The following is a 24,947-nucleotide window of genomic DNA, read 5'->3' as shown; positions in this document are numbered from 1 at the left end:
TGCAGCAGGAATGCAAATGTGAATTGGCATATGCCGCGCAATAAGCGCATCACGCGGCATGATCAGGTCAGAGGATCGTGCCGAACTCCATGCCGATCGGCTCAATCAGTGCCAGAAACGCGTCACAGTCGGCATTGCCTTGCCAGCTTGCGCAGATTTCGGTGGCAGTCGTTTCGTTCTCGGCAAAGGCCAGATCAACAAAAGTCCCGTCTGCAAGTTTGACGAGATGTTGCGTGTTCCAGCCGGGTTGATGCGAGAGGTGCTTGCTGACCATCGCAGCATAGGCTTCGCGCATGGCATGTTCGCTTATGCCCGATTTCAGGCGAAAACGGCCCAACTCAATCCCGTTCCCTGCTGTGACAAGGACTTCTGGTTTTGTCGGTGCCGTATAATGGCCTATTGATACCATCTGTTTCAGGGTCGCCCTGAAGGCTGCAAACTCAGGTGCGGTACTCACGCGTTCTGCTGCGGCGAGTGCGTCATCCATTGAGGCCCATGCGACGAGATCAGCGCGATCCTCGGCATCACTGGCCCCGGTGAATGGGACCCATGATATAAAACCGGGCAGGGCGCTGATGATCTTGCGGGCGCTATCGCGTTCTTTGTCAGCGCTTGTGGCATCGTTGATTTTGTAAACGACGATTTCGTAGTAAGGGATAGACATGAGGTACTCCTTTTCATCTGGAGTGCCGCAAATACATCTTCCCCCTGACAGTTTTTGTCAGGGGTGTGCTATAGACCATCCCCATGAAAACCCTGCGCCTTTTTTCTCTGCTCGATAGGCTTCGTTCTGCGTCCGCGCCCGTTTCGGCGGAGGCGCTTGCGGAGATCATGGAGGTGTCGCCCCGCACGATTTATCGCGATATGGCGACCTTGCAGGCCATGGGTGCACCAATTAGAGGCGAGTCTGGCTTAGGGTATCAGCTTGAGAAGGGGTATTTTCTGCCGCCACTGCATTTCGATGCCGACGAGCTCGAAGCGATTATGCTTGGCGTCAGACTGGTCGTTGCCAGAGGTGATGAAGAATTGTCTGCTGCAGCGCAACGTGTATCGGGCAAGCTCAGTGCGACGATGCAGTCTGGTGCAGGGGATCGATATAAAAGCCTTCCGCTCAGAGCTGTGTCGCAAATGACGGAAGAACATAGCAAGGCCAATCTGCATTTGTCATTTCTGAGGCGTGCGGTTCGAGATCGCGTCATCGTGAAAATCGAGTATCTGGATCTTCGGGACAAAGCCACTGAACGCAGCGTAAGGCCGCTTGGGCTGACGATGTTTGATGCCGTGTGGTTGCTGACCGGCTGGTGTGAAAGTCGCAATGATTTCCGCAACTTCCGGCTTGATCGCATCACCAATATTGTGAGCGATGGACAAGTATTTCGGCATCAGAAAGGCCAGCGTTTCGAGGACTATCTGCTGACGCTTTGAAAATAGAAAAGGCCCGGCGTCCTCTCGGAGACCGTGCCTTTTTCAATAAAGTTCGGCTGTTTTTAGCCGATCATCGCGCGACGCTGGTTGAGCGGGCGCTCAACGATTTCGCGAGGTGCCTTGACGCCGTCACGCTCTTCCAGCGCTTCTGCTTTCGCAAGATCAGCTTCGGCGACAACGAGTTCAGCTTCGGCGGCTTCTTTCTGCTGCATCAGATCACGAATCGAACCAAACAGATTGTCACGACGCTGACGTGCAGCTTTCGCAAAGGTCGGATAAGCGAAATGATTAATGTCAGTGATGCCTGCCTTCTTCTCTTCCGATAGAATCTGGGCGTCGAGTTCTCCGGCCATCCGTTCGAACTCACCCATCATCAGGTCAAGTTGGCCCAACTGACGGCGCTTTTCCTTCACCTGGAACAATTTCAGCCTGACGAGGCTTTCACGTGGCTTCATACGCAATACTCCTTGAACACCAACCAGCTTTCTAATCGTTGGGGCGTTCCCCCCGACTTTATTAACAGGCATATAAGGGAGGCGTTTTCCCGTAATATACTGCTTAAACCATTGCAAAGCCTTGCTTTTCAGGGCGTCGGCTGAGCTGCCTATGTTAAGAGTGGTTAATTTAAGCGAAACAAAAGTTAATATTTCAGCCTTTTGGTAACCATTTCTTTACCGGCAACGTTAATCATACGCGTTAGGAATTAAGGCTCGGTAAATATGGTGTGCTTTTTGAGTAACAGGTGAAAGCTAGAGTCAATTGAATCACTTAAGAGGTTTTCTTAATGTGATTCATGAGTATCGAATGAACGAAATAATTGCTTGTGATTCAGTTGGATACGGTTTTTTTCTAATAGTTAAAGAAATAGGCTTGCCAACCGGAATCATATTTTGTTAACCATTTGCAGGCACCTTCATGCGTAAGGCAACGACAGTTCCGTCAGCTGCCGTGAGGGAAATCTGGTCAGCGGCGGAAAGGGGATAAGTATGCGCGTCCTTTTAATTGAAGACGACAGTGCTATCGCACAAAGCATTGAACTCATGCTTAAGTCCGAGAGCTTTAATGTCTACACCACCGATCTTGGTGAAGAAGGCATCGATCTCGGCAAGCTTTATGATTACGACATCATTTTGCTCGACCTGAACTTGCCGGATATGTCCGGTTACGAAGTTCTGCGTACTCTGCGCCTGTCGAAGGTTAAGACGCCTATCCTGATCCTCTCCGGCATGGCTGGTATTGAGGACAAGGTTCGTGGCCTCGGCTTCGGTGCAGACGACTACATGACGAAGCCGTTCCATAAGGATGAGCTGATCGCACGTATTCATGCGATCGTTCGTCGTTCCAAGGGTCACGCTCAGTCGGTCATCACCACTGGCGATCTGATTGTTAACCTCGACGCGAAGACCGTCGAAGTTGGTGGTCAGCGCGTTCACCTGACCGGTAAAGAATATCAGATGCTTGAGCTGCTCTCGCTCCGTAAGGGCACGACGCTCACTAAGGAAATGTTCCTGAACCACCTTTACGGCGGTATGGACGAGCCTGAGCTGAAGATCATCGACGTGTTTATCTGCAAGCTGCGTAAGAAGCTGGATGCCGTTTCAGGTAGCCAGAGCTTTATCGAAACTGTTTGGGGACGTGGCTATGTGCTGCGCGAGCCAGATGGTGCAGAGATGCGTGAAAGCGCATAAGCGCTTTATCAAGGCTGAAATGAATAAGGCTCCACGCAAGTGGAGCCTTTTATTTTATATGTACCCAACAAAAAAAGCGCAGGTTTGACCCTGCGCTTTTTTGTGTGCGCTGTGTTCGTTATTCAGCCGAGAAAACAATGTCTTCTGCGGTTGCATGAATAGAAATGGTCATGCCTGCTTCTTCGGCGAGCAGCAGCGTATAATACGGCTGTACCGAATGCGCGTCGATTGGCTCTTCTGGTTCTGCGCCTGAATGCAACTCGAGGAACTTTGGCGGAACGCGCAGCATCCGTCCCTTTGCAGTAATCACAAAGCGTGGATCGGTGTCGCCATTTTCGAGGCGAACAGCCAGCGAGCCACCACGAGGAATCGCCGCATTGCTGATGAGCAGCAGGTTGAGCAGCAGCTTGACCTTGTTTTTTGGAAGCAGAACGCGTGCACCTTCCCAGGTCAGTTCAGGCTTTTCATTTGCGAAATATTGCGTGGCGACATGCTGAGCGTCGCCGGTATCAATCTGCACACCTGCAGAACCGGCAGCACCAAATGCGATACGGGCGAACTGAAGTCGGGCGGACGCATTGCGTGCGCTGGACTTGATGAGCGCCATTGCGTCTTCATCTGCGCCGCCTTCTTCTAGCAGCTCAAGGCCATTGTTGATCGCGCCTACCGGCGAAATGATGTCATGACAGATACGGCTGCACAGAAGCGCACCAAGATCGAGTGCGGACAGGGTAACAGGCAATGGCATGGTGTTTTCTCCAGGCGCGAACCGTCTCTGATGATCGACATTTAGTCCGATGTCAGGCGGCAATCAGTTGATGAGCATAAACCCCGACGAATCATCATCAGGAACCTTGAGAATCTGGATACACGCCACGTTGGGTTGCCGCAAGAAAGCTGTTTTTTGCCGCCATTCTAAAGCCAATTTCAGTCCATAAAGATTTAGACAAGAATTTAGCGGTTAGAATAAGCGCGATTCGGCGAAAGCGTTCATAAGAGACGTACGCCAAGGCTTTTAACAGGGCGTCAGACAGAGAAGCTGGTAGGCAAAAGGAATTTATAAATGGCCATACCGTCCCTGTCGCAGATCGGGTTCCGCAACGCGACGTATAGTTTAGCGTTTATTGCGGCCTTCTTGATCTCCATTATCGCCGTGCCGCACAATGCGCTGGCACAGAGCAGCAACACTTATTCGTCCCAGGAAATTGTTGATTCCGGACACAGATTTTTTGGTTCTACGTCGGGCGGCATTGCCAGTGCAGTTGAAAAAGCATTCCAGAGCTTTGGCCTGCCCAATGGCTACATTCTGGGTGAAGAAGGCTCTGGCGCTTTCATTGGCGGCCTGACCTATGGCGAAGGCACGCTTTACACAAAGAATGCTGGTGATCACCGCACATTCTGGCAAGGCCCATCGCTCGGCTGGGATTTTGGCGGACAAGGCTCGCGGGTCATGATGCTCGTCTATAACCTCGACGACATCCAGAGCCTATATGGCCGCTACGCCGGTGTCGCTGGTTCGGCTTATGTTATTGCCGGCGTCGGTTTCAACGTACTCAAGCGTCAGAACATCATGCTGGTGCCAATCCGCACAGGCGTTGGTGCGCGGTTGGGCGTCAATATTGGTTATCTGAAATTGTCGGGTGCGCCGACATGGAATCCCTTCTGATTCTTATCATGAACAGCCGCCAGTCATCTATATGGCTGGCGGCTCCTGTCTTTTAAACGCGTATCCCGAAAACCGTTTCACAATTTCGAGATGCGCCCTGATGTGAAAAGCCGTGATCCAGTCAGCGCTCATTTTCATACTTGGCGTTCTCGTGGCGGTTTTCGTCGTGGTTCTGCTTGGTCCTTCAGTTTGGCGTCGTGCCTTCTTTTTGGCGCGACGGCAAATTCATGCTGAACTTCCAGTCACGCTTGCAGAAATTCGCGCGGACCGTGATGGCCTACGTGCAGAACATGCGGTTATCGCCAGCAAGCTCGAACAGCAACTCAAGTTGGAACGTGGAAAATCAGTGCAACTGCTGATTCAGATCGGTGAGCAACATGATGAACTCAAGCGTTTCGTTCAACTTGAATCCGATATGGCCGAGCTTCACGAAACGCTCATTGCTCGCGACAAGCGAATAGCAGAGGTCACTATTGAACGTGAGAATGCAGCGGAAGAGGCGGAAATTGTCGAAGCCGAAGTGCAGCGCCTGCAAAAACACCTTTCATCTCTTGAAGAACTGACCGATACGCTTCGTATAGAGTTAAGTGCCAAAGAGGCCGAGCATGGTCGTTTGGCAAATGAGATGAGCGAAATGCGTCGGGAACGTAAAGATGCATCTGCTCGCTATAACGAGGTTTCGACGCAATTGACTGCTGCACAGACTGAACTGAAAAGCGAGAAGCGCCGCAATACAGAATTGCAGCAGAAGCTCGATAAACTAATTGCTGATTTTTCTGATGCGCAAGAGCGGCTTGAACGCCATGCGCGCAATGGAGCATCAGCGACTGCCGCACCCGCAGATATTCTGAAAGAAAATGCCGCGTTGCGTGAAGAGATGGCAGTGCTGGCAGCCAAAATGGTTGCTGTTACAGCAGACAATGAAGGCCCTGCTTCGCCAATCAACAAGCTGCTTGAAGCTGAAAAAACAACAAAAGGCATCTCGCGCCCGAAAAGCCTTGCAAGCCGCATCCGCGACCTGCGCTAAGCGTTTGCACCCGCGATAACATCTGCCCAATCAGCATGGCGCTTCACTTGCGCCTGCATGAAGCTGCATATTGGAATGATCTTCCAGCCGGTTTTACGCGCGTCTTCAACAGCGTTGAGCGCAAGCGCCTGTGCAACACCTTTTCCGCGCATCGAATCGGGCACGAATGTGTGATCGATTGAAATGAGCGTCGAGCTTCGCTTCGTATAAGTCATCTCCGCTTCATCGCCATCAATGTTGACGACATAGCGACCGCTATCAGCAGCGTCGCTCTTTTTGATCTCTATATTCCCGGCCATTAACCTATCCTTCGAGAGCGCTTGTTCCTCTCTCATATAGTCGCGTCAGCCAAAAGAAAAACCCCGGCCAGTGAACCGGCCGGGGTTTGATTTTGTGTCTTCCTGTTTCAGAGAAACAATAAGAGCCTAGTGCCTATATTGCTGGATGCGGGTCGTCCTAAGACCGGCGAGACCATGCTCGTCGATTGAGGATTGCCAGCCCAGAAATTCCTCCACCGTCAATGTATAACGCTGGCATGCCTCCTCAAGGCTGAGAAGCCCACCGCGAACAGCGGCGACGACTTCAGCCTTTCGGCGAATGACCCAGCGCCTTGTCGAGGCGGGGGGGAGGTCGGCGATGGTCAGCGGACTGCCATCGGGACCGATAACATACTTTATACGCGGTCTAGTCAGATCGGCCATTGTACTCTCTACACAACACTCAAGGACCTAATCGAACCCAACAGTAACCCGACAGCTTTTAATATTTACCTAAACTGCTGGTAACTATCTGGTAACACTTGCAAAAAAATGCCTTATTTGAAGAGAAAGTCATAAAAAAACCCGGATCATCAGTAATTTTTCTTAAAATCTCACGCGAAATTGTGGCGCAATTGCTGCAAAATACGCGATGTTTTTGCTGCGACATCTTGGCAAATGCCCATCATGTGACCTATATAGGGCGCAAATCTAAACTTTGAGAAGCAGGGCCTATGCCCGGAAGCTGGATTCTATCATGAGCCTGAACAGCCTCGATCTGCCGGGAAAGCCGGAAGACACGCGTGTTGTCGTCGCCATGTCGGGTGGCGTCGATTCTTCTGTTGTGGCCGGCATCCTCAAACGTGAAGGCTATGATGTTGTTGGCGTAACGCTGCAGCTTTATGATCATGGCGCGGCTGTGCATCGCGCTGGTTCATGCTGTGCCGGTCAGGACATTGAAGATGCCCGTCGCGTTTCGGAAAGCCTAGGCATTCCTCATTACGTACTCGATTATGAAGCGCGTTTTCGCGAAGCTGTGATCGATACGTTTGCAAATTCCTATGTCAGCGGTGAAACACCGATTCCTTGCGTGTCGTGCAATCAGACCGTTAAGTTTGCCGATCTCTTGCAGACCGCGCGTGAGCTCGGTGCCGATGCATTGGCGACTGGCCACTACATCCGCAGCGGTTTGAATGGCGACCATCGTGCAATGTTCCGTCCGGAAGATTCTGATCGCGATCAGAGCTACTTCCTGTTCGCAACTACCCAGGATCAGGTTGATTATCTGCGCTTCCCTCTTGGTCACCTGCCAAAAGCCCGTGTGCGTGAGATTGCCGAAGAAATGGGTCTGACGGTTGCGAAGAAGCAGGACAGTCAGGACATCTGTTTTGTTCCGCAGGGCAAATATACCGACATCATTTCCAAGCTGAAGCCGGAAGCGGCGACGCCGGGCGATATTGTTCATATCGATGGTCGTGTGCTTGGACGTCATGAAGGCATCGTTCACTATACCGTTGGTCAGCGCCGCGGAATTGGTGTTGCAACGGGCGATCCGCTTTACGTGGTGCATCTGGATGCTGCCAATACGCGTGTCATAGTTGGCCCACGCGAAGCGCTTGAAACGCATAAGGTATTCTTGCGTGACATGAACTGGCTTGGTGATCATGCGCTTGATGCACTTCCGGAAGGTGGCTTGGAAGTCTTTGCTAAGATTCGCTCGACGCGACCACCACGTCCTGCGGTTCTGAATCACGCTGATGGCAAGACATGGGTTGAGCTCGTAGACGGGGAAAGCGGCGTCGCACCCGGACAAGCTTGCGTGCTTTATTCTGACGACAGCAATACGGCGCGTGTGTTCGGCGGTGGGTTTATTGCTCGCTCGGAACGTGAACCACGCGCCGAAGAAATGCTTCGCCGCCTTGTAACTGGTGCGGCCAGCGCTTCGGCTGCCTAACGGCAATTTTGTAAAAGAGAATATAAAAGCCTCCGGCATTTGCTGGAGGCTTTTTTGTATTCAGTTAAACTTACTAAACCGCGACAGTGCAATGCCCGATGCGGTAGCGACATTGAGACTGTCAAATTGCGATGACATTGGAATGCGAGCGCCTGTGAGCTGTCGTAACAGATGCGCGGGGAGCCCTTCGCCTTCAGTGCCTAATAACAGCGCCTGACGATTGTTGCTTGGCGCCTGATAGATATTCAACGCTAATGAAGGGCTGAGCGCCAATATATTGAATTTGGCGTCCTGTAGCGTCGTCACAATCGTTTCGATATTGGAGCCGTGAAAATATGGAACCTTTAATGTGGCGCCAACCGAAACGCGTATGGCTTTTCGATAGAGAGGATCGCAGCAGGTTTCGTCCATCAAAACGCAATCGGCTTCAAAAGCAGCTGCATTGCGGAAGATTGATCCGACATTATCGTGGTTGGAAATGCCGCACAAAACCACAACGAGCGCAGTTTCGGGCAACTGACTGACCATATCCGTCAGTTCGGGTTGTGGCTTACGACGCCCGACCGCCAGAATGCCGCGATGGACATGAAATCCAGTCACCTCGTCAATGACGGCTTGCGGTACGGAATAGACCTCTACACCCGCGGGCAGTTGTGCAAGCTGATCCTGTAGGCCATTCAGACGGTTTTCGAGAATAAGAAGCGATTCCGTAACAAAGCGCGCAGATTCTGAAAAAAGAACATTAAGGACAACCTTACCCTCAGCGATAAAACGCTGTTGGCGGCCGACCAGATCTTTCTCCCGGATGTTTTTATAGGCTGCGAGCCTTGCATCATCAGCGTCAGTTATCTCGACGACAAAGTCGTGCGATCCGGCTTGTGTTTCCTTCATCGCACGACTTATGCCTCATGAGATTGTAATTATTGATGTAGCACAGCTGCCATTTCGCGTCGGCGCGGAGATGGACTCATATAGAGACTCGATAGCGTCGACAACATCAGTTCGATATGCGGTGACGAAACGATGTAATAAATCGTTTGTGCATCGCGTCGCGTCGATACGAGATTGAGAGCACGTAACTTCGCAAGGTGCTGGGAAAGCGCTGACTGACTGAGGTCAATAGCTTTTGCCAGAGCGCCTACCGACATTTCATTATGTAATAGTTTGCATAAAATTAGCAGCCTCTTATTATTAGCTAGTGCTGATAAGAAATCAGCGACCTGGTCTGCATTGTCTACTAAATCAATAAATTTATTATCTATGGTCATTCGCGGTCATACCCCCGTAAGACTGCATATGGTTAACAAAGTTGCCAGCAATTTTATATGGCTGACGTTCCGAAAATAGTACTATATGACGAAATTGAAAAGCCGTTGCTTATATTATAGACAAAAAAATTATAGAGATTTGTCCCAAAATTATAAGCGTTCTATCTCATGTTCTGCCTCGTAGCTGGGGTGATAATCCGTTCGAGAATAGTGCAAAAAGCCGTAAACTCGTGAAATGTGCACCTTTAACCGGGTGAAATGGATAAAATCGGACCCGATGGAGCCCATTTTGAACAGTTTTAGATTTATGGCACTATCGAAAAACCTTAATTTAAAAGCTCTAATATTCGAATATAATTCATTATTAAATTTATTGAGCACTTATGTCTCATCTCATTCTATATTGGCAGACCCCGGTAGATTGCTAATCAAATTATCGTGGTTTGGCTGTGGAGGCTTATCCGCCCGCATCCAGATGGTCCTCTTCGCTATGTTTCGCGCTAAAGAAATTTAGGGCTAATTGACTTGTGGCAATTCTGGTCTGTTGGTGGCAAGCTTATGTGATGGTGTTGGCGTTTGTGAGCTCTCAAATTAGGCATGCCCCGAGACGAATAAATATTATAAATTAGCTCCGCTTAGCGCAATTTTCTAAAAAGCGGCATGCTTAAGAAATATGAATCTAATTTATTTGGCTAAAATCGGTTGAGAATGCGACAAGATTCTAAAATTATCGCTTGCATTGTGGGGTGCTACACGTTTCGATAAGCGCCACTTGCGTGCTTAGGGTGCGCGCAATAATATTTCCGTGGAGGCGGGCACTAAATGAAATTTTATAAAACACTTCTGGCGGCAACGGCAGTTGTCGCTCTGATGAGCGGTGCGGCATCGGCAAAGACCTTTGTCTATTGCTCGCCAGCTTCGCCTGAAGGCTTCGATCCTGCTGCCTATACCGGCGGTGACACGTTCGATGCGTCCGCGCATCCAGTCTACAATCGCCTTGCAGAATTTAAGAACGGCACAACGGAAGTTGTACCAGGCTTGGCTGAAAGCTGGGAAGTTTCGGAAGATGGTAAGGAATATACTTTCCATCTGCGTAAGGGCGTAAAGTTCCATTCCAGCGATCAGTTCACGCCAACGCGCGATTTCAACGCCGACGACGTTATTTTCTCGTATGACCGTATGGGTAACAAGGAAAATCCTTGGCACGAATATACGTCTGGCGTGACCTACGAATATTTCGATTCGATGGAAATGGGCACTCTGATCAAGGAAATTCAGAAGGTTGACGACAATACCGTCAAGTTCATTCTGACCCGTCCTGAAGCTGCTTTCCTCGCAAATATCTCGATGCCTTTCGCTTCGATCATTTCCAAGGAATACACCGATAAGCTCGCAGCTGATGGCAAGCAGAGCGACCTCAACCAGTTCCCGGTTGGCACAGGTCCTTTCCAGTTTGTCGCTTACCAGAAAGACGCTGTCGTTCGCTTCAAGGCTAACCCAGACTATTGGGGTGATAAGGCAAAGGTCGATGACCTTGTTTTCGCAATCACCACCGATCCTGCTGTTCGCGCGCAGAAGCTTAAGGCTGGCGAATGCCACCTGATGTCCTACCCAGCACCTGCTGACATTAAGGAACTTCAGGGCGATTCCAACCTCAAGGTTGACGAGCAGGCTGGTCTGAACGTTGCTTATTTCGCGTACAACACAATGGTTGCTCCATACGACAAGCCTGAAGTTCGTAAGGCACTGAACCAGGCTGTGAACAAGCAGGCTATTGTTGACGCAGTCTATCAGGGTCAGGGACAGGTTGCTAAGAACCCAATCCCACCGACAATGTGGAGCTACAACGACAAGATCGAAGACGACAAGTACGATCCAGAAGCCGCTAAGAAGGCTCTTGAAGCCGCTGGTGTCAAGGATCTGAGCATGAAGCTTTGGGCAATGCCTGTTAGCCGCCCTTACATGCCAAATGCACGTCGTACGGCTGAACTTATGCAGTCGGATCTTGCGAAAGTTGGCGTGAAGGCTGAAATCGTTTCGATGGAATGGGGTGAGTACCTCAAGAAGTCCGGCGAAAAAGACCGTGACGGCGCAGTTATTCTTGGCTGGACCGGTGACAATGGTGATCCGGACAACTTCCTTGGCACGTTGCTTGGTTGCGCCGGCGTTGGTTCCAACAACCGCGCTCAGTGGTGCTACCAGCCATTTGAAGACCTGATCCAGAAGGCAAAGGTTACGACCAACCACGACGAACGCGTGAAGCTTTACGAAGAAGCACAGGTGATCTTCAAGGAACAGGCTCCTTGGAACACCATCGCTCACTCGACTGTTTTCGTGCCGATGTCCGCTAAGGTAACTGGCTTCAAACAGAGCCCACTTGGTGATTATCGCTTCGAAGAAGTTGATATTTCCGAGTAAAATCTGACAACACCAGCGGCCGGGTGTGGAGGTTTCCTCCGCGCCCGGTCGGAGTTTTTGTATGTTCCGTTTTGTTTTAAACAAACTGCTTTATCTGATACCGACTTTTATCGGCATCACGATTGTGGCTTTCGCCTTCGTCCGCGTGTTGCCGGGCGATCCTGTCTTGTTGATGGCAGGTGAACGTGGCGTCAGCCCCGAGCGCCATGCACAGCTATTGGCTCAGCTCGGATTTGATCGTCCGTTATGGGAACAATATCTCAATTATGTCTGGAACCTTCTGCACGGTGATTTCGGCCAGTCTCTGGTCACGAAAAAGCCCGTGATTGAAGAATTTTTCACGCTGTTTCCGGCAACAATTGAACTGGCTGTCTGTGCGATCATCGTAGCGATCCTGCTGGGCATTCCTGCCGGTGTTCTCGCGGCTGTCAAGCGCGGCTCGTGGTTCGATCAGGGTCTGATGGGCATCTCGCTGGTTGGCTATTCGATGCCGATTTTCTGGTGGGCTTTGCTGCTTATCATTTTCTTCTCCGGCACGCTGCAATGGACGCCAGTTTCGGGTCGCCTATCACTGCTCTATTACTTCCCGCCGGTTACAGGCTTTATGCTGATCGACAGTGTTTTGTCGGGTCAGAAGGGCGCCTTCACATCGGCTGTGTCGCATCTCATTTTGCCGACCATCGTGCTTGCAACAATTCCGCTTGCGGTGATTGCGCGTCAGACACGGTCTGCGATGCTTGAAGTTTTGGGTGAGGATTATGTGCGTACCGCTCGCGCAAAAGGCCTGCCGGTTCGCCGCGTTATCGGTCTTCATGCGCTGCGCAATGCCATGATCCCGGTTATCACGACCATTGGCCTTCAGGTCGGTGTGTTGATGGCAGGTGCGATCCTGACGGAAACCATCTTCTCATGGCCTGGTATCGGCAAATGGATGCTCGATTCGATTTCGCGTCGCGACTACCCAGTCGTGCAGAGCGGACTGTTGATCATTGCGTTCATCATCATGATCGTAAACTTGATCGTCGATCTGCTTTACGGCCTGATTAATCCGCGTATCCGGCACAAGTGAGGGTATCATGACACACTCCGCAATTCAGCCGGAAGCTCCAATGGAAGTCGGGAAACTCCGGGCTTTGAAAGATTTCTGGTTCTATTTCAGCGTCAATCGCGGCGCTGTTATTGGTCTTTTCGTATTTTTGGCGCTGGTTATCGTTGCTATTCTGGCACCTGTTATCGCTCCGCATAATCCAACCGAACAGTTCCGCGATTTTCTGTTGGCTCCTCCTTTCTGGGAACAGGGCGGTTCAACGCAGTTCCTGCTTGGAACCGATGCGGTCGGTCGCGATATGCTTTCGCGTCTCATCTATGGCGCGCAGTATTCGCTGCTCGTTGGTTTCGTGATCGTTATCATCTCGATGTGCCTTGGCATTACGATTGGTGTCATCTCCGGCTTTTTTGGTGGTGGCGTTGATACTGTCTTTATGCGTATCATGGACGTTATTCTGGCGTTCCCATCGCTGCTGTTGGCGCTAGTTCTGGTGGCTATTCTCGGGCCGGGCCTCATCAATGCGGTGCTTGCGATTACACTCGTTCTGCTGCCACACTTCTCGCGTTTGACGCGTGCAGCGGTTTTGGCAGAAAAAGAGCGTGAATATGTGACGGCAGCCAAGCTTGCCGGTGCAAGTAAACTGCGTCTGATGTTCAAGACCATTTTGCCAAACTGCCTCGCGCCACTCGTCGTTCAGGCAACCATGTCGTTCTCCAACGCTATTCTCGACGTTGCAGCGCTTGGCTTTCTTGGCATGGGTGCGCAGCCGCCGACACCGGAATGGGGCACAATGCTTGCCGAAGCTCGCGAGTTCATCATGCGCGCATGGTGGGTTGTGACTTTCCCCGGTCTTGCGATCCTAATCACCGTTCTTGCGATCAATCTGGTCGGCGACGGTCTTCGTGATGCGCTCGATCCGAAACTGAAAAGGAGCTGATCGATGGCTTTGCTTGAAATCAAAAACCTGACGGTTTCGTTTGATACCTCGACCGGCCCATTCAAGGCCGTTGATGGCATCGATATTTCGGTCGATAAGGGCGAAGTGCTGGCGATTGTTGGCGAGTCCGGTTCTGGCAAATCGGTGGGTATGCTTGCTGTCATGGGCCTTTTGCCCAAGACCGCGACTGTGACTGCCGACAGCATGACTTTTGACGGGCAGGACCTCAAAGGCATGTCCGATAAGGAACGCCGCAAGATTATCGGACGCGATATTTCGATGATCTTTCAGGAGCCTGTTGCAAGCCTTAATCCGTGCTTCACGGTTGGCTATCAGCTTGAAGAAGTGCTTAAGCGCCATCTGGGGCTTAAGGGTGCTGCAAGCCGTGCGCGCGCCATTGAGCTGCTTGAACTGGTTGGTATTCGTGATGCAGCAGAACGCTTGTCGAGCTTCCCGCATCAGATGTCGGGTGGCCAGTGTCAGCGTGTGATGATCGCGATTGCGATTGCGTGTAATCCAAAGCTGCTGATTGCTGACGAACCAACAACAGCGCTTGACGTGACGATCCAGAAGCAGATTCTTGATCTGCTGATGCGTCTTCAGGTTGAGCACGGCATGGGTCTGATCATGATTACCCATGATATGGGTGTTGTGGCAGAAACTGCTGATCGCGTGATCGTGCAGTATAAGGGTCACAAGATGGAAGACTCCGACGTGTTGTCGTTGTTTTCCGCGCCAAAGCATCCTTACACGCGTGCATTGCTTTCCTCCTTGCCGGAAAATGCGACGGGTGATCGCCTGCCGACTGTTTCCGACTTTGTTTTGGCAAATAGTGCCGCAGGAGAAGCGTGATGAGCGAGATCGTTCTCGAAGCGCGCGATATCAAGCGCGATTACCATGTTGGTGGCGGTCTTTTTGGCAAGCCAAAAGTTGTTCATGCCGTCAAAGGCGTGAGCTTCAAGCTTGAAAAAGGCAAGACGCTGGCAATCGTCGGTGAATCGGGTTGCGGTAAGTCAACGCTTGCCCGCATCCTGACCATGATCGACCCACAGACTTCTGGCGATCTGATGATCGGCGGCGAGAATGTGAACATTGCCCGCGATGGTCTGACTGCCGAAATGCGTCAGAAGGTGCAGATCGTGTTCCAGAACCCTTATGGCTCGCTTAATCCGCGCCAGAAGATCGGTGATGTTCTGGCTGAGCCTTTGTTGCTCAACACCAACATGTCTGCCAAAGAGCGTCGCGAAAAGTCGATGGAAATGCTGCTCAAGGTTGGTCTTGGCAAAGAGCATTTCAATCGCTACCCGCATATGTTCTCTGGCGGTCAGCGTCAGCGTATCGCGATTGCACGTGCTTTGATGCTCAATCCGAAACTGCTCATTCTTGATGAGCCGGTTTCGGCGCTTGATCTTTCGGTGCAGGCACAGGTACTCAATATTCTTTCTGATTTGCAGGAAGAATTTGGTCTGACTTACGTGTTCATCAGCCACGACCTCTCGGTCGTACGTTACATCGCTGATGAAGTGATGGTGATGTATTTTGGCGAAGTGGTCGAATATGGCACGCGTGAAGAGGTGTTTAACAACCCGCAGCACGACTATACCAAGAAGCTGTTTGCTGCGACGCCGCGTGCGGATGTTGATGCAATCCGCGCTCGTGTAGAAGCACGTGCGGCTGCTCAGGCGTAAAGCTGGGTTCTGCTAGAAATGAAAAACGCCGCCTTCTTAAGGCGGCGTTTTTGTTTTGAAAATTGGGTTCTAATGCTGTCCGCGCTGCTGATGCCAGGAGAGCGCGCGAACAATGTCATCGGAATTGATTTTACCGATAATAGCGCCGTTCTCAACAATACCCACATCGCCGCTGCTATCAGCAACTGATTTCATCAGTTCCCGAACAAGTGTTTCTTTTCGTGTCGTTGCCGCAAACGGGCGAGGGGCTGCATTGCGGTCAAACGGAGTCATGATGTCTCCAGCCTGCAAGACGCCAAGCGGGTTCATATGCGCGACAAAATCTGCAACATATCGATCCGCTGGGTTGAGCAGAATGTCTTGCGGTGTTCCACATTGCACAATGCGTCCGCCTTCCATGATCGCGATGCGATTGCCGATTTTCATGGCTTCATCAAGATCGTGGCTAACGAACACAATCGTTTTCTTAAGTCGTGACTGAAACGCTAAAAGTTCATCTTGCAAGCGTGTGCGGATCAGCGGATCAAGCGCCGAGAAAGGCTCATCCATCAACAGAATGGGTGCGCCGGTTGCAAAGGCGCGAGCGAGGCCAACGCGTTGCTGCATACCGCCGGAAAGCTCGCCCACCTTACGCTTAGACCATTCTTTCAGGCCGACCAGTTCGAGTTGGTCGCGTGCGTGGTTGAGACGTTCCTGCTTGCTCATGCCGGAAATTTCGAGGCCGAAGGCGACGTTTTCTTCGACTGAACGCCAAGGCAGAAGGCCAAATTGCTGGAAGACCATCGAGACGAGTTCGGTCCTCAGGTGTCGCAGTGTTTTGCGGTCAGCATTGCCGACGTCAATTGTGCGTTCGCCATCGCGGATAAGAACCCGACCGCGTGAAATAGGATTAAGCCGATTAATAGCGCGTAGAAGGGTCGATTTTCCCGATCCGGACAGGCCCATCAAGACGAGAATCTCGCCTTCCTGAATATTGAGCGAGCAGTCGTGCACGCCCAGCACCAGATCAGTTTCGGCCTGAATTTCCGAGCGCGAAGCACCGCGATCAGCTAAGTCCAGCGCGCTATCCACATTCTTGCCGAATATGATGCTGACGTCTTCTACAGAAATGATCGTCATGACTTTATCTCCTACTTGCCGCGTGAAGCGCGGAAGATGCGGTCGAGTATGATGGCGACCACGACGATGACGAAGCCCGACTCAAAACCAAGCGATGTATTGACCGAGTTGAGTGCGCGAACCACTGGCACACCAAGGCCGTCTGCACCCACAAGTGCTGCAATCACCACCATGGAGAGCGACAGCATGATTGTCTGTGTCAGGCCTGCCAGAATTTGCGGCATGGCGTAGGGCAGCTCGATTTTCCAGAGAAGCTGACGACGGGATGCGCCGAAGGCTTCACCGGCTTCGATCAGCGATGACGGTGTTGATGAGATGCCAAGATGTGTCAGTCGCACCGGCGCAGGCAGCACAAAAATCGCCGTGGCAAGGAGACCCGGTACCATGCCAATGCCAAAGAAGACGATTGCCGGAATGAGATAGACGAAGGTTGGCAGCGTCTGCATCAGGTCGAGAATGGGGCGCATGACGGCATAGAGCTTTGGGCGATGTGCTGCGGCGATACCGAGCGGAACGCCGATTGCCATGCAAAGAAAGCAAGCCGAAAGCACCAGCGTCAGCGTCTTGAGCGTTGCATCCCAATAGCCCTGATTGATGATGAACAAAAAGCCTATAATCGTGAGGATCACCACGGAAATGCGGCGCTGTATGAACCATGCGATAACAGAAAAAATGGCGATGAGGATCAACGGATGGGGAAGCTGCAACAGAAACAGCAAGCCATCGATAAGCCACTGCATCACAGCCGCCAACGCGTCGAAAAAGCCGCTCATATTGTCGGTAAGCCAGTCGACCACCGATTTTGCGGTAGGTCCGACCGGAATTTTATAGTCCGTCAGCCAGTTCAACGATTCTGTCTCCTGCTGAGTGCTTTTTCGTTTTCATGGTGTGCAAATGATTTGGCCGCGGTTGCCCGCGGCCCTTAATGTGAAGATTACAGGCCGAGTTCTGCCTTGACAGCTGGCAGACCTTCCTTGCCGTCGAGCGTGGTCACGCCGTCAAGCCATTTATCGAGAACGGCAGGGTTTGCCTTCAACCAAGCGGTTGCAGCTTTGGCTGGTTCTTCGCCGTCATCGAGAATCTTTCCCATGATCTCGTTTTCCATTTCAAGCTGGAATTCAAGATTGGTCAGGAACTTGCCGACATTCGGACATTCTTGCGCGTAGCCAGCGCGGATATTGGTTTCGACGGTCGCGCCACCAAGGTTCGGGCCGAAGAAATCATCGCCGCCTGTGAGATAAGCGATTTCAAAGCGCTTGTTCATCGGATGTGGCTCCCATGCGAGGAAGACGACCGGATCTTTGCTCTTAATGCTGCGTGCGACCTGCGCCAGCATTCCTTGTTCCGACGATTCTGCCAGTTCAAAAGATTTGAGGCCAAAGGCATCTTTGGTGATCATGTCGAGGATCAGGCGGTTGCCGTCATTGCCTGGCTCAATGCCGTAAATCTTGCCGCCGAGTTTGTCTTTGAAGGTTGCGATGTCTTTAAAGTCTTTAAGGCCTTCGTCGTAAGCGTATTTTGGTACGGCGAGCGTGTATTTCGCGCCCGTCAGATTGGTGCGCAGCGTCTCAACGCTCTTATCATCCAGATACGGCTTGAGATCGGCACTCATTGACGGGTTCCAGTAGCCAAGGAAAACATCAATGTCTTTCTTGCTCAGCGACGCATAGGTCACTGGCACGGAGAGAACCTTGATGTCGGTCTTATAGCCAAGACCCTTGAGAACCTCGGTTGCTACAGCCGTGGTCGACGTGATGTCGGTCCAGCCCACATCGGAGAAGCGAATGGTTGAGCAGCTTTCCGCCTCGGCAGCGCTGGCGGCTGCTGGAATGGCAAAGATTGCTGTTGTGACCGCCAGCATATTCAAGACGCGTTTCATTGAAGGCGTTGATGTGGACTTCATTTCTCTCTCCATTTGAGCGCTTTCGATCTGATTAAATCAGACCGGCGCCCTCATTATTTGTTTTACGCGCATCTTATCCAAAAACCGTTTCACACCTTTTGGGATGCGCTCTAACCGGGCCCCTTTGTCGAATTGATTATTGTTCCGGTTCCAGCGTTTAGCAAACACCAAAGATTTCGCCGATCAAGTACCATTGCGGCGAAAATATTTCTGATTGCGACTTTAGGGGGTGTTGTACTCGTTTTTCTGGGCCGTCAGACAAAAGTTCGGCGCAGAAAGCGTTCTGGCCGAAGCAGGGCGAAGTGGTGCCATGTTACCCACGGCTTGTTTCGTTTCAACCCTCGCAACGCGAAAAGCTTCGATAATTGGCATGAGATGCTGCTCGATGGTTGTCGAAAAGCCAGCCACACTCTATTTGAAGAACGAGACAAGCGTTCGTGTTTAGTGGCTGGTGATATGTTGCATTTCATATGCGACATTGCTGGTTGGATAAAAGTGCCAGAGAGCCTGTGATTGCAGGCAACAGGAAGGATTTTAGACAGTGTGGAATGCAGTTCGGGGCGTTTTCTCCTTCCTTGGCCGATTTATCGCAGCATTGGCGCGATTAATTGCTGTTCCGCTCGGTGCTTTATGGCGGCTTTTTCTGAAGCTCGGAAATTTGTGGAAAGTCGCTGTTGCGGTTTTCGTTATCGGATTTGGTGGTCTTTACGTCTATTTTATCTGGCAAACGCAGGTCTGGACAAACTTCGATCCCGACTATCCGGCCAAATATAGCTACCAAACGGCTGTGACGCCGGGTGAAGAGTTGCAGACGACACCTGCGCCATTGGCCGCAACGCCAGCACCTTCGACACCTACGCCAAGTGGGACGGATACTACACCGACCACCGGCGATAGCGAAACTACATCTGAAACTCCAGTCGACACGCAGCCGATGCAGGCAGCGCAAATTCCATCGACTGCGCGCAAATGTTCGCCATCTGCCGTTGCCGAAGTGGCCGCTGATCTTACCGATTTCAACGTGAACCAGAATGCGTGGATTTCCTCCATGCTGCTTTATAAGCTTGGTTTCTTTGGCATTGACTGGGACCGCACACCATTTCTCGATAATAAGGCTTCGTTCCAGCGTGGCATCAATGCTGCGGTACGTCGTACCGCTATCGAGTTGGTGGACAATATTGGCCGTCTGCGTGGCACATCGCAGATTGATAGCGATCTGCAGAAGGCGCGTGGAAATCTGCAGTTTGCGGAAGATTCCTGGTATTTTGGCTTGAGCCCGTTTGGCCCTAAGACGCCAACACCAAGCTATTACCGTTCGGCGATCAAGGATTTGCGTTCGTTCAACACACGTCTACAGACCTGTCAGGTTACCTTTGATGCACGCGCTGATAATCTGATCCAGCTTGTTGACCGTATTGCGAGCGATCTGGGTTCGACCTCGGCAATCCTTAAGGACCGCGCCGAGAATTATCATGCCGGTTGGTTTGATACGCGTGCTGATGATCGCTTCTGGTTTGCCTATGGCCAGCTCTATGCTTATTACGGCATCCTGCGTGCTGCACATTCGGATTTCCGTGGTGTGTTGGCAGAAAAGCATCTGGATGGCGTATGGGACGAAATGGAGCGGCAGTTGCGCTCGGCGCTCGATATGCAGCCATTCATTGTTTCCAACGGTAGCCCGGATGCATGGTTTACGCCATCGCATCTAACGACTATGGGCTTTTACATTCTGCGTGTGCGTTCCAATCTGGTCGACGTGAAGCAGGTTCTGGAGCGCTAAACCTTAATGGAACTACCATCACTCTTGCGACAGGCCGTGGATGCTGCGCTCGAAGGTGTGGCTCTGGCCGACCTCAAGCGCGCATCTGATCTGCTGTCGCGGCGCTATCGTGCGGAAACGCGCGATGGGCGTTTGCATATTTCTGACGATCTGGCGGCCAAGGCCTATCTGGCGGCACGCCTTCCTGCGACTTATGCCGCGGTGCGTGCAAGCTTAGAGAGTGTTTCGGAGGTGTGCCCGGAATTTGTGCCTCAGACGATGCTGGATGTGGGATGTGGGCCGGGAACGGCACTTTGGGCTGCACGCGATTGTTGGCCGGATCTGCAATCTGCCACAATGATTGAAGCAAGCCCGGCAATCCGCGCTGTGGGAAGCAAACTTGCGACAGATATCGGTCTTCAAACCGAATGGCGGGCGGCAGATCTGATTAAAGAAAAGCCGGATCTTCCGCAGGCTGATCTGGTGACGATTGCTTATGTGCTGGATGAACTGGCACCGCTTGACCGCAAGACGCTGGTTGAAAAGCTCTGGGCTTCTGCGCAACATTTGTTCGTGATTGTGGAACCGGGAACACCGGCTGGCTGGCAGCGTATTCTCGATGCACGTGCTGTGCTTTTAGAACAAGGCGCGCATATCGCAGCCCCTTGCACCCATCAGCTGGATTGTCCGATAGCGGCACCGGATTGGTGTCATTTTTCGCGTCGTGTTGCGCGGTCGCGGATTCATCGTTTGACTAAGGATGCCGAAGTGCCGTGGGAAGACGAGAAATTCATTTATCTTGCGGCAACACGCGATCCATCGCTTGCGGCGTCAGCGCGGGTTATCGCGCCAACGCGTGTCGGTGGCGGCAAGGTCACCATCAAACTTTGCAAGGATGATGGCTCTGCGGAAGAGGGGCTTTTGACCAAGCGGGATGGCGAGCTTTTCCGTTGGGCGCGTCGTGCTGATTGGGGTGATGCGTTGTTGCGCGATTAAGCGCAGGGTAAGCGAAGATGAAAATCAGTCTGGTTCAATTGCGATTGTTGGAAGCAGTGGCTGAAACGGGCAGCGTGGGTGCTGCTGGTCGTCGGTTGCGGTTGACGCAATCAGGAGCCAGTCAGGCGATCGCAACGCTAGAAAAAATACTCGGAATTGCCGTGCTGGCACGCAAACGCGATGGTGCGGTTTTGACTGCCTTTGGGCAATCTATTCTTGATGATGCGCGCGCAGCACTTTCCGCTGTTGAGCGCATCGAGAGTCAGGCGCGAAGCAAGACAAGTGGCGGACAAGAGCGCTTGCGCATTGCGGCCATTCCAAGTCAGCTTGAGCATGTGTTGCCGGAATTGCGCAAAGCATTTTCCCGGCTTTATCCCTATGTAGAGTTCAGTGCCTTTGAAGGCGGACATGATGATGTGAGCCAATGGGTCAAAGACGGTATTGCTGATCTTGGCATCACATCATTACCGATTGAAGAATTGCAGGCACAAGCCATTGGCGAAGAAGAATTGGTCGTTATAGGGCGGCGTGATGATCCGCTTATGCAGCAGGCAACCCTTGCCCCGGCTCAGCTTCGTGACAGGAAATTACTCGCCGCTGCGGGATGTGAGTTGATTATCGACCGCGTTATTCATGAAAATAGTGGCGCGCGCAGTGAGCAGGTGAAAACGCGTGACATTGCGACTGTTCTTGAAATGGTGCGCCATGGCACTGGTTTGACATTGATTTCAGAGATCAGTTTGCCGGGTGCTGATCTGCATGATCTGCGCATTTGTCGTTTTGATCCGCCAGCTTTTCGCACGGTTTATATCGTGTCGCGGGCGGATAGTCCCGTTCGCTCACTGATCGAAAGCTTTTGTGATCTCGCATTCAAGCGAAGGCAAAAGGCGGGATAAGAAAAACTAATATCTCATATCTGATTTATCCGTGGCGCTGACACGGCAGTTTTCTGCGATGGTCGCCAGACAGTTTTATGAATCAGAGTTCAAAGCATATGGTCGCCACAAGCGAAACGATAAATTCAGCAGCCAAGTCCGATACAATCAGAGGACTGATATGGGGGCTTTCGGGCGTCCTCGTCTGGTCCGGGTCATTTGTTTTGACCCGCTTTGGGTTTCAAACGGCTTTATTGCCGTCTGATATTATCGCTTTGCGATTTGGTGTTGCGGGGCTTGTTCTTCTGCCGGTGGTGCTGGCGAAAGGCTTTGGCTTTCGGCAATTGGGCGCGCTGGGCTTTGTGCTTTTGGTTGCAGGCGCTGGTTTCCCCTATGCATTGTTAACGGCCTTTGGTCTGCAATATGCGCCAGCGTCCCATGCAGCAGCGCTTATTCCGGGATTGATGACGGCAATGGTTGCGATCTTCGGCGTGTTTCTACTGCATGAACGACTGGTGCCTGTGCGCTGGGCAGGAGTTGGCTTGATCCTGCTGGGCAGTGCATTGATTGCAGGCTTCTCGCAATTTGGCGGCGCGGAGATGATGGGGCATATCGCGTTTTTTGCCGCTGCTCTCGTTTGGTCGCTTTATGTGATGGTGTTTCGCAAAAAGAACATGGATGGCCTGCATGCGGCCGCGATTTCTTCGGTCGCATCAGCGATTGTATTTTTGCCGATCTACATACTGTTTCTTCAAAAGGGGATTGGTGAAACTTCGTGGAACGACATTGTTCTGCAAGGTTTCTATCAGGGCGTTTTGACGTCGGCCTTTGGCATCTTTGCGTTCAACCGTGCCGTGGTTCTGTTGGGTACGGCGGCAGGGGCTGCACTGTCAGCGCTTATTCCGGTTGTGACGCTGGTGCTTGGGCTTTTGTTGTTGGGCGAAGTGCCCGGTCTAACTGATACTCTTGCGGCCCTTCTGATCAGCGTCGGTGTTTTGGCGCTGAACAAAAAGAGCCGCAAGTCAAGATCATGATGCTTGGAAAGCTGCCTGCAACTTGGGCCGATTGATCAGGAATACCATTGCAGCGGCTGCAAAACACATGGCTCCGGCCAGAATAAGCGCAGGTGTGTAGCTGTCGTAGTCGGTGCGAACGAAACCTGCAAAGGCCGCTGCCGCTGCTGCTCCCACCTGATGGCCGGTGAAGACCCAACCAAAGACCATGCCGGCTTTTTCCGGGCCAAATTGTTCGGCTGCAAGTTTCACCGTTGGCGGAACGGTCGCAACCCAATCAAGACCATAGAAAACGGCGAAGAGAGCGAGTTCATAGATCGAGAAGTCAGTGAAGGTCAGATAGATCAGCGAGAGGCCGCGTAGCGCATAGAACCAGAACAAGAGCCAGCGATTGTCGTAGCGGTCGGTAAGCCAGCCAGATGCAATTGTGCCGATCAGATCGAAAGCACCGATCACCGCGAGAATCCCAGCCGCGCCCACAGGCACAATGCCGTAGTCGCCACAAAGGGCAATCCAGTGGGTCTGGATCAGACCGTTTGTGGAAAAGCCGCAGACGAAGAATGTGAGAAACAAGACCCAGAACGTGGTTGTCGAGGATGCTTCACGCAATGTCACCAAGGGAGACAGAAGCATGGCGCCGAACTGTTTCTTTGGCTCGGGTGCGGGCATTGGTGCCGTACGGCCATAGGGCTTGAGACCAATGTCTGAAGGCTTATCACGCATTAATATCAGCACCAGCACGAGGGCTGCTAGCAGGAATGAAATGACAATGATCAGTGATGAACGCCAGCCGATATTCTGGCTGACACTTGCCAGAATTGGCATGAAAATAAGCTGACCTGTTGCATTGCTGGCAGTCATCATGCCGACGACCAGACCGCGACGCTTTTCAAACCAGCGCGCAGCAACGGTAGCGCCAAGGACAAGTGCGGTCATGCCCGTTCCAAGGCCGATGACCACGCCCCATAGTGCCACCATCTGCCATTGCTCGGTCATGAAGATTGAGCCAACGAGCCCAAAAGAAATCATGATAAGCGCTGCCATGACCACACGGCGCAGGCCAAACTGGTTCATGAAAGCGGCCGCAAATGGTCCCATCAATCCGAACAGCACAAGCCGCAATGCCATTGCGAAAGAGATATTCGCATTGGTCCAGCCGAACTCACTTTGGAGCGGCTCGATCAATATGCCAGCCGAGCCCATGGCGGCGGCAGTCGCCAGCATGGTCAGAAAGGTGACGCCAGCGACAACCCATCCATAGTGGATGTTTCGTTGCGCTAGAAAACTGGCTAGGCGAGCTGAGATCATCTTCGGAACTCTCTGTTTCGGCTGGATTTCGACCAGCCACATATTGGAAGACGAAACCGTCCACTTAACTAAAGTTGGGGCGGGCTTCAGTCATTGTTTTCAGTCAAATTGCATTCACTCGTTCAACGCGCATCTTGTTCCGAAAACCGCTTCACACTTTTCGGGGTGCGCTACAACCGCTACAAAGCACCAAGAAGTGCCAGCAATTGCTCGACACCCTTGTGACCAAGTCGCGCTTCAATTTCATTTTGGGCCTGATCCCACAATGGTCCGCCCAGCTCGACCAGTCTGTGTCCTTCACTGGTGAGAGCGACGCTTGTCTCGCGATGGTCATTGCTGGTGGCGGGTTCAATCAAACCCATTTTTTGCAACACTTTTGCATTCCGCCCCATGGTCGAGCGGTCCAGCTCAGCGATGCGTGCCAGTTCGGTGAGTGAGATCGTAGATGCGCGGGAGATTTTTCGCAGCAGGCTGAACTGCGCCACGCTGATGCCAAGCGGAGCCAATGCTTCATCATAAATGGCTGAAGTTTTTCGGGCTGCCTGACGCAGATCTATGCAAATACAGGAATGAGACATAATACGGGTATATACCCGCA

General features: G+C 51.9%; 26 protein-coding genes. 14 read left to right on the top strand and 12 right to left on the bottom strand.

Annotated features, from left to right (window positions below; all coding sequences use genetic code 11):
* Positions 1 to 67: 67 nt before the first annotated feature.
* Positions 68 to 664: a hypothetical protein gene (locus ACOZHT_RS14155; RefSeq protein WP_339511425.1), complete on the bottom strand. Its 597-nt coding sequence runs from the start codon at positions 662 to 664 to the stop codon at positions 68 to 70.
* 83 nt (positions 665 to 747) lie between these two features.
* Here ACOZHT_RS14155 and ACOZHT_RS14150 point away from each other — a divergent pair, with 83 nt between their 5' ends.
* Positions 748 to 1,425 (top strand): YafY family protein, encoded by a 678-nt coding sequence (locus tag ACOZHT_RS14150; RefSeq protein WP_339511428.1) that lies wholly within the window; start codon positions 748 to 750, stop codon positions 1,423 to 1,425.
* 62 nt (positions 1,426 to 1,487) lie between these two features.
* Here the strand turns inward: ACOZHT_RS14150 and ACOZHT_RS14145 are convergent, their stop codons facing one another.
* A complete protein-coding gene (locus ACOZHT_RS14145; protein ID WP_250038718.1) occupies positions 1,488 to 1,880 on the bottom strand; it encodes a flagellar export protein FliJ in 393 nt (130 codons plus the stop codon).
* Positions 1,881 to 2,411: 531 nt separating this feature from the next.
* Between ACOZHT_RS14145 and ctrA the strand changes: the two genes are divergently transcribed.
* A complete protein-coding gene (gene ctrA, locus ACOZHT_RS14140; protein ID WP_339511430.1) occupies positions 2,412 to 3,113 on the top strand; it encodes a response regulator transcription factor CtrA in 702 nt (233 codons plus the stop codon).
* 118 nt (positions 3,114 to 3,231) lie between these two features.
* Here ctrA and chpT read toward each other — a convergent pair whose 3' ends face one another.
* Entirely contained in the window at positions 3,232 to 3,861 is a 630-nt protein-coding gene (gene chpT / locus ACOZHT_RS14135) for a histidine phosphotransferase ChpT (protein WP_339511432.1), read from the bottom strand.
* Between the two features lie 315 nt (positions 3,862 to 4,176).
* On the opposite strand from chpT, the gene ACOZHT_RS14130 reads away from it, so the two are divergent.
* A complete protein-coding gene (locus tag ACOZHT_RS14130) occupies positions 4,177 to 4,779 on the top strand; it encodes a DUF1134 domain-containing protein (protein WP_339511434.1) in 603 nt (200 codons plus the stop codon).
* Positions 4,780 to 4,915: 136 nt separating this feature from the next.
* A complete protein-coding gene (locus ACOZHT_RS14125; RefSeq protein ID WP_339511766.1) occupies positions 4,916 to 5,806 on the top strand; it encodes a hypothetical protein in 891 nt (296 codons plus the stop codon).
* Here ACOZHT_RS14125 and ACOZHT_RS14120 read toward each other — a convergent pair.
* Both ACOZHT_RS14120 and ACOZHT_RS14115 read right to left on the bottom strand, forming a co-directional pair.
* A complete protein-coding gene (locus tag ACOZHT_RS14120; protein ID WP_339511436.1) occupies positions 5,803 to 6,105 on the bottom strand; it encodes a GNAT family N-acetyltransferase in 303 nt (100 codons plus the stop codon). The two genes, ACOZHT_RS14125 and ACOZHT_RS14120, sit on opposite strands and share 4 nt — an antisense overlap.
* A 126-nt stretch (positions 6,106 to 6,231) precedes the next feature.
* Positions 6,232 to 6,507, bottom strand: a complete 276-nt coding sequence (locus tag ACOZHT_RS14115) for a DUF1153 domain-containing protein (protein WP_250038723.1) — start codon at positions 6,505 to 6,507, stop codon at positions 6,232 to 6,234.
* 313 nt (positions 6,508 to 6,820) lie between these two features.
* Here ACOZHT_RS14115 and mnmA point away from each other — a divergent pair, with 313 nt between their 5' ends.
* Complete coding sequence (gene mnmA, locus ACOZHT_RS14110) at positions 6,821 to 8,017, top strand: tRNA 2-thiouridine(34) synthase MnmA (RefSeq protein ID WP_339511438.1); 1,197 nt, start codon at positions 6,821 to 6,823, stop codon at positions 8,015 to 8,017.
* A gap of 60 nt (positions 8,018 to 8,077) precedes the next feature.
* On the opposite strand, the gene ACOZHT_RS14105 is transcribed toward mnmA, so the two are convergent.
* Positions 8,078 to 8,908, bottom strand: coding sequence for a TrmH family RNA methyltransferase (locus tag ACOZHT_RS14105; protein ID WP_421565844.1), 831 nt, complete (start codon positions 8,906 to 8,908; stop codon positions 8,078 to 8,080).
* A 29-nt stretch (positions 8,909 to 8,937) separates the two neighbouring features.
* A complete protein-coding gene (locus ACOZHT_RS14100; RefSeq protein ID WP_310009699.1) occupies positions 8,938 to 9,285 on the bottom strand; it encodes a metalloregulator ArsR/SmtB family transcription factor in 348 nt (115 codons plus the stop codon).
* A gap of 822 nt (positions 9,286 to 10,107) precedes the next feature.
* On the opposite strand from ACOZHT_RS14100, the gene ACOZHT_RS14095 reads away from it, so the two are divergent.
* From ACOZHT_RS14095 to ACOZHT_RS14075, 5 genes are all read left to right on the top strand, one after another.
* Positions 10,108 to 11,703: an ABC transporter substrate-binding protein gene (locus tag ACOZHT_RS14095; protein WP_421565843.1), complete on the top strand. Its 1,596-nt coding sequence runs from the start codon at positions 10,108 to 10,110 to the stop codon at positions 11,701 to 11,703.
* Between the two features lie 61 nt (positions 11,704 to 11,764).
* The gene (locus ACOZHT_RS14090; RefSeq protein WP_339511446.1) at positions 11,765 to 12,772 is read left to right on the top strand and encodes an ABC transporter permease subunit; all 1,008 of its coding nucleotides are present in this window, start codon (positions 11,765 to 11,767) and stop codon (positions 12,770 to 12,772) included.
* A gap of 7 nt (positions 12,773 to 12,779) precedes the next feature.
* A complete protein-coding gene (locus tag ACOZHT_RS14085) occupies positions 12,780 to 13,688 on the top strand; it encodes an ABC transporter permease subunit (RefSeq protein WP_339511449.1) in 909 nt (302 codons plus the stop codon).
* Between the two features lie 3 nt (positions 13,689 to 13,691).
* The gene (locus ACOZHT_RS14080; protein ID WP_250038731.1) at positions 13,692 to 14,540 is read left to right on the top strand and encodes an ABC transporter ATP-binding protein; all 849 of its coding nucleotides are present in this window, start codon (positions 13,692 to 13,694) and stop codon (positions 14,538 to 14,540) included.
* A complete protein-coding gene (locus ACOZHT_RS14075) occupies positions 14,540 to 15,376 on the top strand; it encodes a dipeptide ABC transporter ATP-binding protein (RefSeq protein WP_421565842.1) in 837 nt (278 codons plus the stop codon). The genes ACOZHT_RS14080 and ACOZHT_RS14075 overlap by 1 nt, the downstream gene beginning before the upstream one ends.
* A gap of 69 nt (positions 15,377 to 15,445) precedes the next feature.
* Here the strand turns inward: ACOZHT_RS14075 and choV are convergent, their stop codons facing one another.
* From choV to ACOZHT_RS14060, 3 genes are all read right to left on the bottom strand, one after another.
* Positions 15,446 to 16,495: a choline ABC transporter ATP-binding protein gene (gene choV / locus ACOZHT_RS14070; RefSeq protein ID WP_339511454.1), complete on the bottom strand. Its 1,050-nt coding sequence runs from the start codon at positions 16,493 to 16,495 to the stop codon at positions 15,446 to 15,448.
* Between the two features lie 11 nt (positions 16,496 to 16,506).
* On the bottom strand, positions 16,507 to 17,343 hold the full coding sequence (gene choW / locus ACOZHT_RS14065; RefSeq protein ID WP_339511456.1) for a choline ABC transporter permease subunit: 837 nt from the start codon (positions 17,341 to 17,343) through the stop codon (positions 16,507 to 16,509).
* Between the two features lie 86 nt (positions 17,344 to 17,429).
* Positions 17,430 to 18,398 carry a choline ABC transporter substrate-binding protein gene (locus ACOZHT_RS14060; RefSeq protein WP_421565841.1) on the bottom strand — a complete coding sequence of 323 codons (969 nt, stop codon included), beginning with the start codon at positions 18,396 to 18,398 and terminating at the stop codon, positions 17,430 to 17,432.
* 541 nt (positions 18,399 to 18,939) lie between these two features.
* Here ACOZHT_RS14060 and ACOZHT_RS14055 point away from each other — a divergent pair.
* The 4 genes from ACOZHT_RS14055 to ACOZHT_RS14040 all read left to right on the top strand — a co-directional run bounded on the left by ACOZHT_RS14055 (position 18,940) and on the right by ACOZHT_RS14040 (position 23,062).
* Positions 18,940 to 20,178, top strand: a complete 1,239-nt coding sequence (locus tag ACOZHT_RS14055; protein WP_339511458.1) for a DUF2333 family protein — start codon at positions 18,940 to 18,942, stop codon at positions 20,176 to 20,178.
* Between the two features lie 6 nt (positions 20,179 to 20,184).
* A complete protein-coding gene (locus ACOZHT_RS14050; RefSeq protein WP_339511459.1) occupies positions 20,185 to 21,153 on the top strand; it encodes a small ribosomal subunit Rsm22 family protein in 969 nt (322 codons plus the stop codon).
* Positions 21,154 to 21,170: 17 nt separating this feature from the next.
* On the top strand, positions 21,171 to 22,049 hold the full coding sequence (locus ACOZHT_RS14045; protein ID WP_421565840.1) for a LysR family transcriptional regulator: 879 nt from the start codon (positions 21,171 to 21,173) through the stop codon (positions 22,047 to 22,049).
* A 77-nt stretch (positions 22,050 to 22,126) separates the two neighbouring features.
* Entirely contained in the window at positions 22,127 to 23,062 is a 936-nt protein-coding gene (locus ACOZHT_RS14040) for a DMT family transporter (protein ID WP_339511462.1), read from the top strand.
* Here the strand turns inward: ACOZHT_RS14040 and ACOZHT_RS14035 are convergent.
* Both ACOZHT_RS14035 and ACOZHT_RS14030 read right to left on the bottom strand, forming a co-directional pair.
* A complete protein-coding gene (locus tag ACOZHT_RS14035) occupies positions 23,057 to 24,349 on the bottom strand; it encodes an MFS transporter (protein ID WP_339511464.1) in 1,293 nt (430 codons plus the stop codon). The genes ACOZHT_RS14040 and ACOZHT_RS14035 overlap by 6 nt on opposite strands.
* Before the next feature lie 179 nt (positions 24,350 to 24,528).
* Positions 24,529 to 24,927, bottom strand: coding sequence for a MarR family winged helix-turn-helix transcriptional regulator (locus ACOZHT_RS14030; protein WP_339511466.1), 399 nt, complete (start codon positions 24,925 to 24,927; stop codon positions 24,529 to 24,531).
* Positions 24,928 to 24,947 lie beyond the last annotated feature (20 nt).

This window comes from Ochrobactrum sp. EDr1-4, from assembly GCF_049199085.1.
Classification (GTDB): Bacteria; Pseudomonadota; Alphaproteobacteria; order Rhizobiales; family Rhizobiaceae; genus Brucella.
This window is presented reverse-complemented; position numbering and strand designations above follow the sequence as displayed.

Bases quoted from the DNA above. Each gene is read 5' to 3' on its own strand.
- ACOZHT_RS14150 (WP_339511428.1), top strand. From the start codon at position 748: ATGAAAACCCTGCGCCTTTTTTCTCTGCTCGATAGGCTTCGTTCTGCG.
- ACOZHT_RS14105 (WP_421565844.1), bottom strand. From the start codon at position 8,908: ATGAAGGAAACACAAGCCGGATCGCACGACTTTGTCGTCGAGATAACT.
- ACOZHT_RS14045 (WP_421565840.1), top strand. From the start codon at position 21,171: ATGAAAATCAGTCTGGTTCAATTGCGATTGTTGGAAGCAGTGGCTGAA.
- ACOZHT_RS14130 (WP_339511434.1), top strand. From the start codon at position 4,177: ATGGCCATACCGTCCCTGTCGCAGATCGGGTTCCGCAACGCGACGTAT.
- ACOZHT_RS14155 (WP_339511425.1), bottom strand. From the start codon at position 664: ATGTCTATCCCTTACTACGAAATCGTCGTTTACAAAATCAACGATGCC.
- ACOZHT_RS14050 (WP_339511459.1), top strand. From the start codon at position 20,185: ATGGAACTACCATCACTCTTGCGACAGGCCGTGGATGCTGCGCTCGAA.
- ACOZHT_RS14075 (WP_421565842.1), top strand. From the start codon at position 14,540: ATGAGCGAGATCGTTCTCGAAGCGCGCGATATCAAGCGCGATTACCAT.
- ACOZHT_RS14060 (WP_421565841.1), bottom strand. From the start codon at position 18,398: ATGAAGTCCACATCAACGCCTTCAATGAAACGCGTCTTGAATATGCTG.
- ACOZHT_RS14080 (WP_250038731.1), top strand. From the start codon at position 13,692: ATGGCTTTGCTTGAAATCAAAAACCTGACGGTTTCGTTTGATACCTCG.
- ACOZHT_RS14040 (WP_339511462.1), top strand. From the start codon at position 22,127: ATGAATCAGAGTTCAAAGCATATGGTCGCCACAAGCGAAACGATAAAT.
- ACOZHT_RS14030 (WP_339511466.1), bottom strand. From the start codon at position 24,927: ATGTCTCATTCCTGTATTTGCATAGATCTGCGTCAGGCAGCCCGAAAA.
- chpT (WP_339511432.1), bottom strand. From the start codon at position 3,861: ATGCCATTGCCTGTTACCCTGTCCGCACTCGATCTTGGTGCGCTTCTG.
- ACOZHT_RS14115 (WP_250038723.1), bottom strand. From the start codon at position 6,507: ATGGCCGATCTGACTAGACCGCGTATAAAGTATGTTATCGGTCCCGAT.
- mnmA (WP_339511438.1), top strand. From the start codon at position 6,821: ATGAGCCTGAACAGCCTCGATCTGCCGGGAAAGCCGGAAGACACGCGT.
- ACOZHT_RS14090 (WP_339511446.1), top strand. From the start codon at position 11,765: ATGTTCCGTTTTGTTTTAAACAAACTGCTTTATCTGATACCGACTTTT.
- ACOZHT_RS14085 (WP_339511449.1), top strand. From the start codon at position 12,780: ATGACACACTCCGCAATTCAGCCGGAAGCTCCAATGGAAGTCGGGAAA.
- ACOZHT_RS14100 (WP_310009699.1), bottom strand. From the start codon at position 9,285: ATGACCATAGATAATAAATTTATTGATTTAGTAGACAATGCAGACCAG.
- choV (WP_339511454.1), bottom strand. From the start codon at position 16,495: ATGACGATCATTTCTGTAGAAGACGTCAGCATCATATTCGGCAAGAAT.
- ctrA (WP_339511430.1), top strand. From the start codon at position 2,412: ATGCGCGTCCTTTTAATTGAAGACGACAGTGCTATCGCACAAAGCATT.
- ACOZHT_RS14095 (WP_421565843.1), top strand. From the start codon at position 10,108: ATGAAATTTTATAAAACACTTCTGGCGGCAACGGCAGTTGTCGCTCTG.
- ACOZHT_RS14145 (WP_250038718.1), bottom strand. From the start codon at position 1,880: ATGAAGCCACGTGAAAGCCTCGTCAGGCTGAAATTGTTCCAGGTGAAG.
- ACOZHT_RS14035 (WP_339511464.1), bottom strand. From the start codon at position 24,349: ATGATCTCAGCTCGCCTAGCCAGTTTTCTAGCGCAACGAAACATCCAC.
- ACOZHT_RS14120 (WP_339511436.1), bottom strand. From the start codon at position 6,105: ATGGCCGGGAATATAGAGATCAAAAAGAGCGACGCTGCTGATAGCGGT.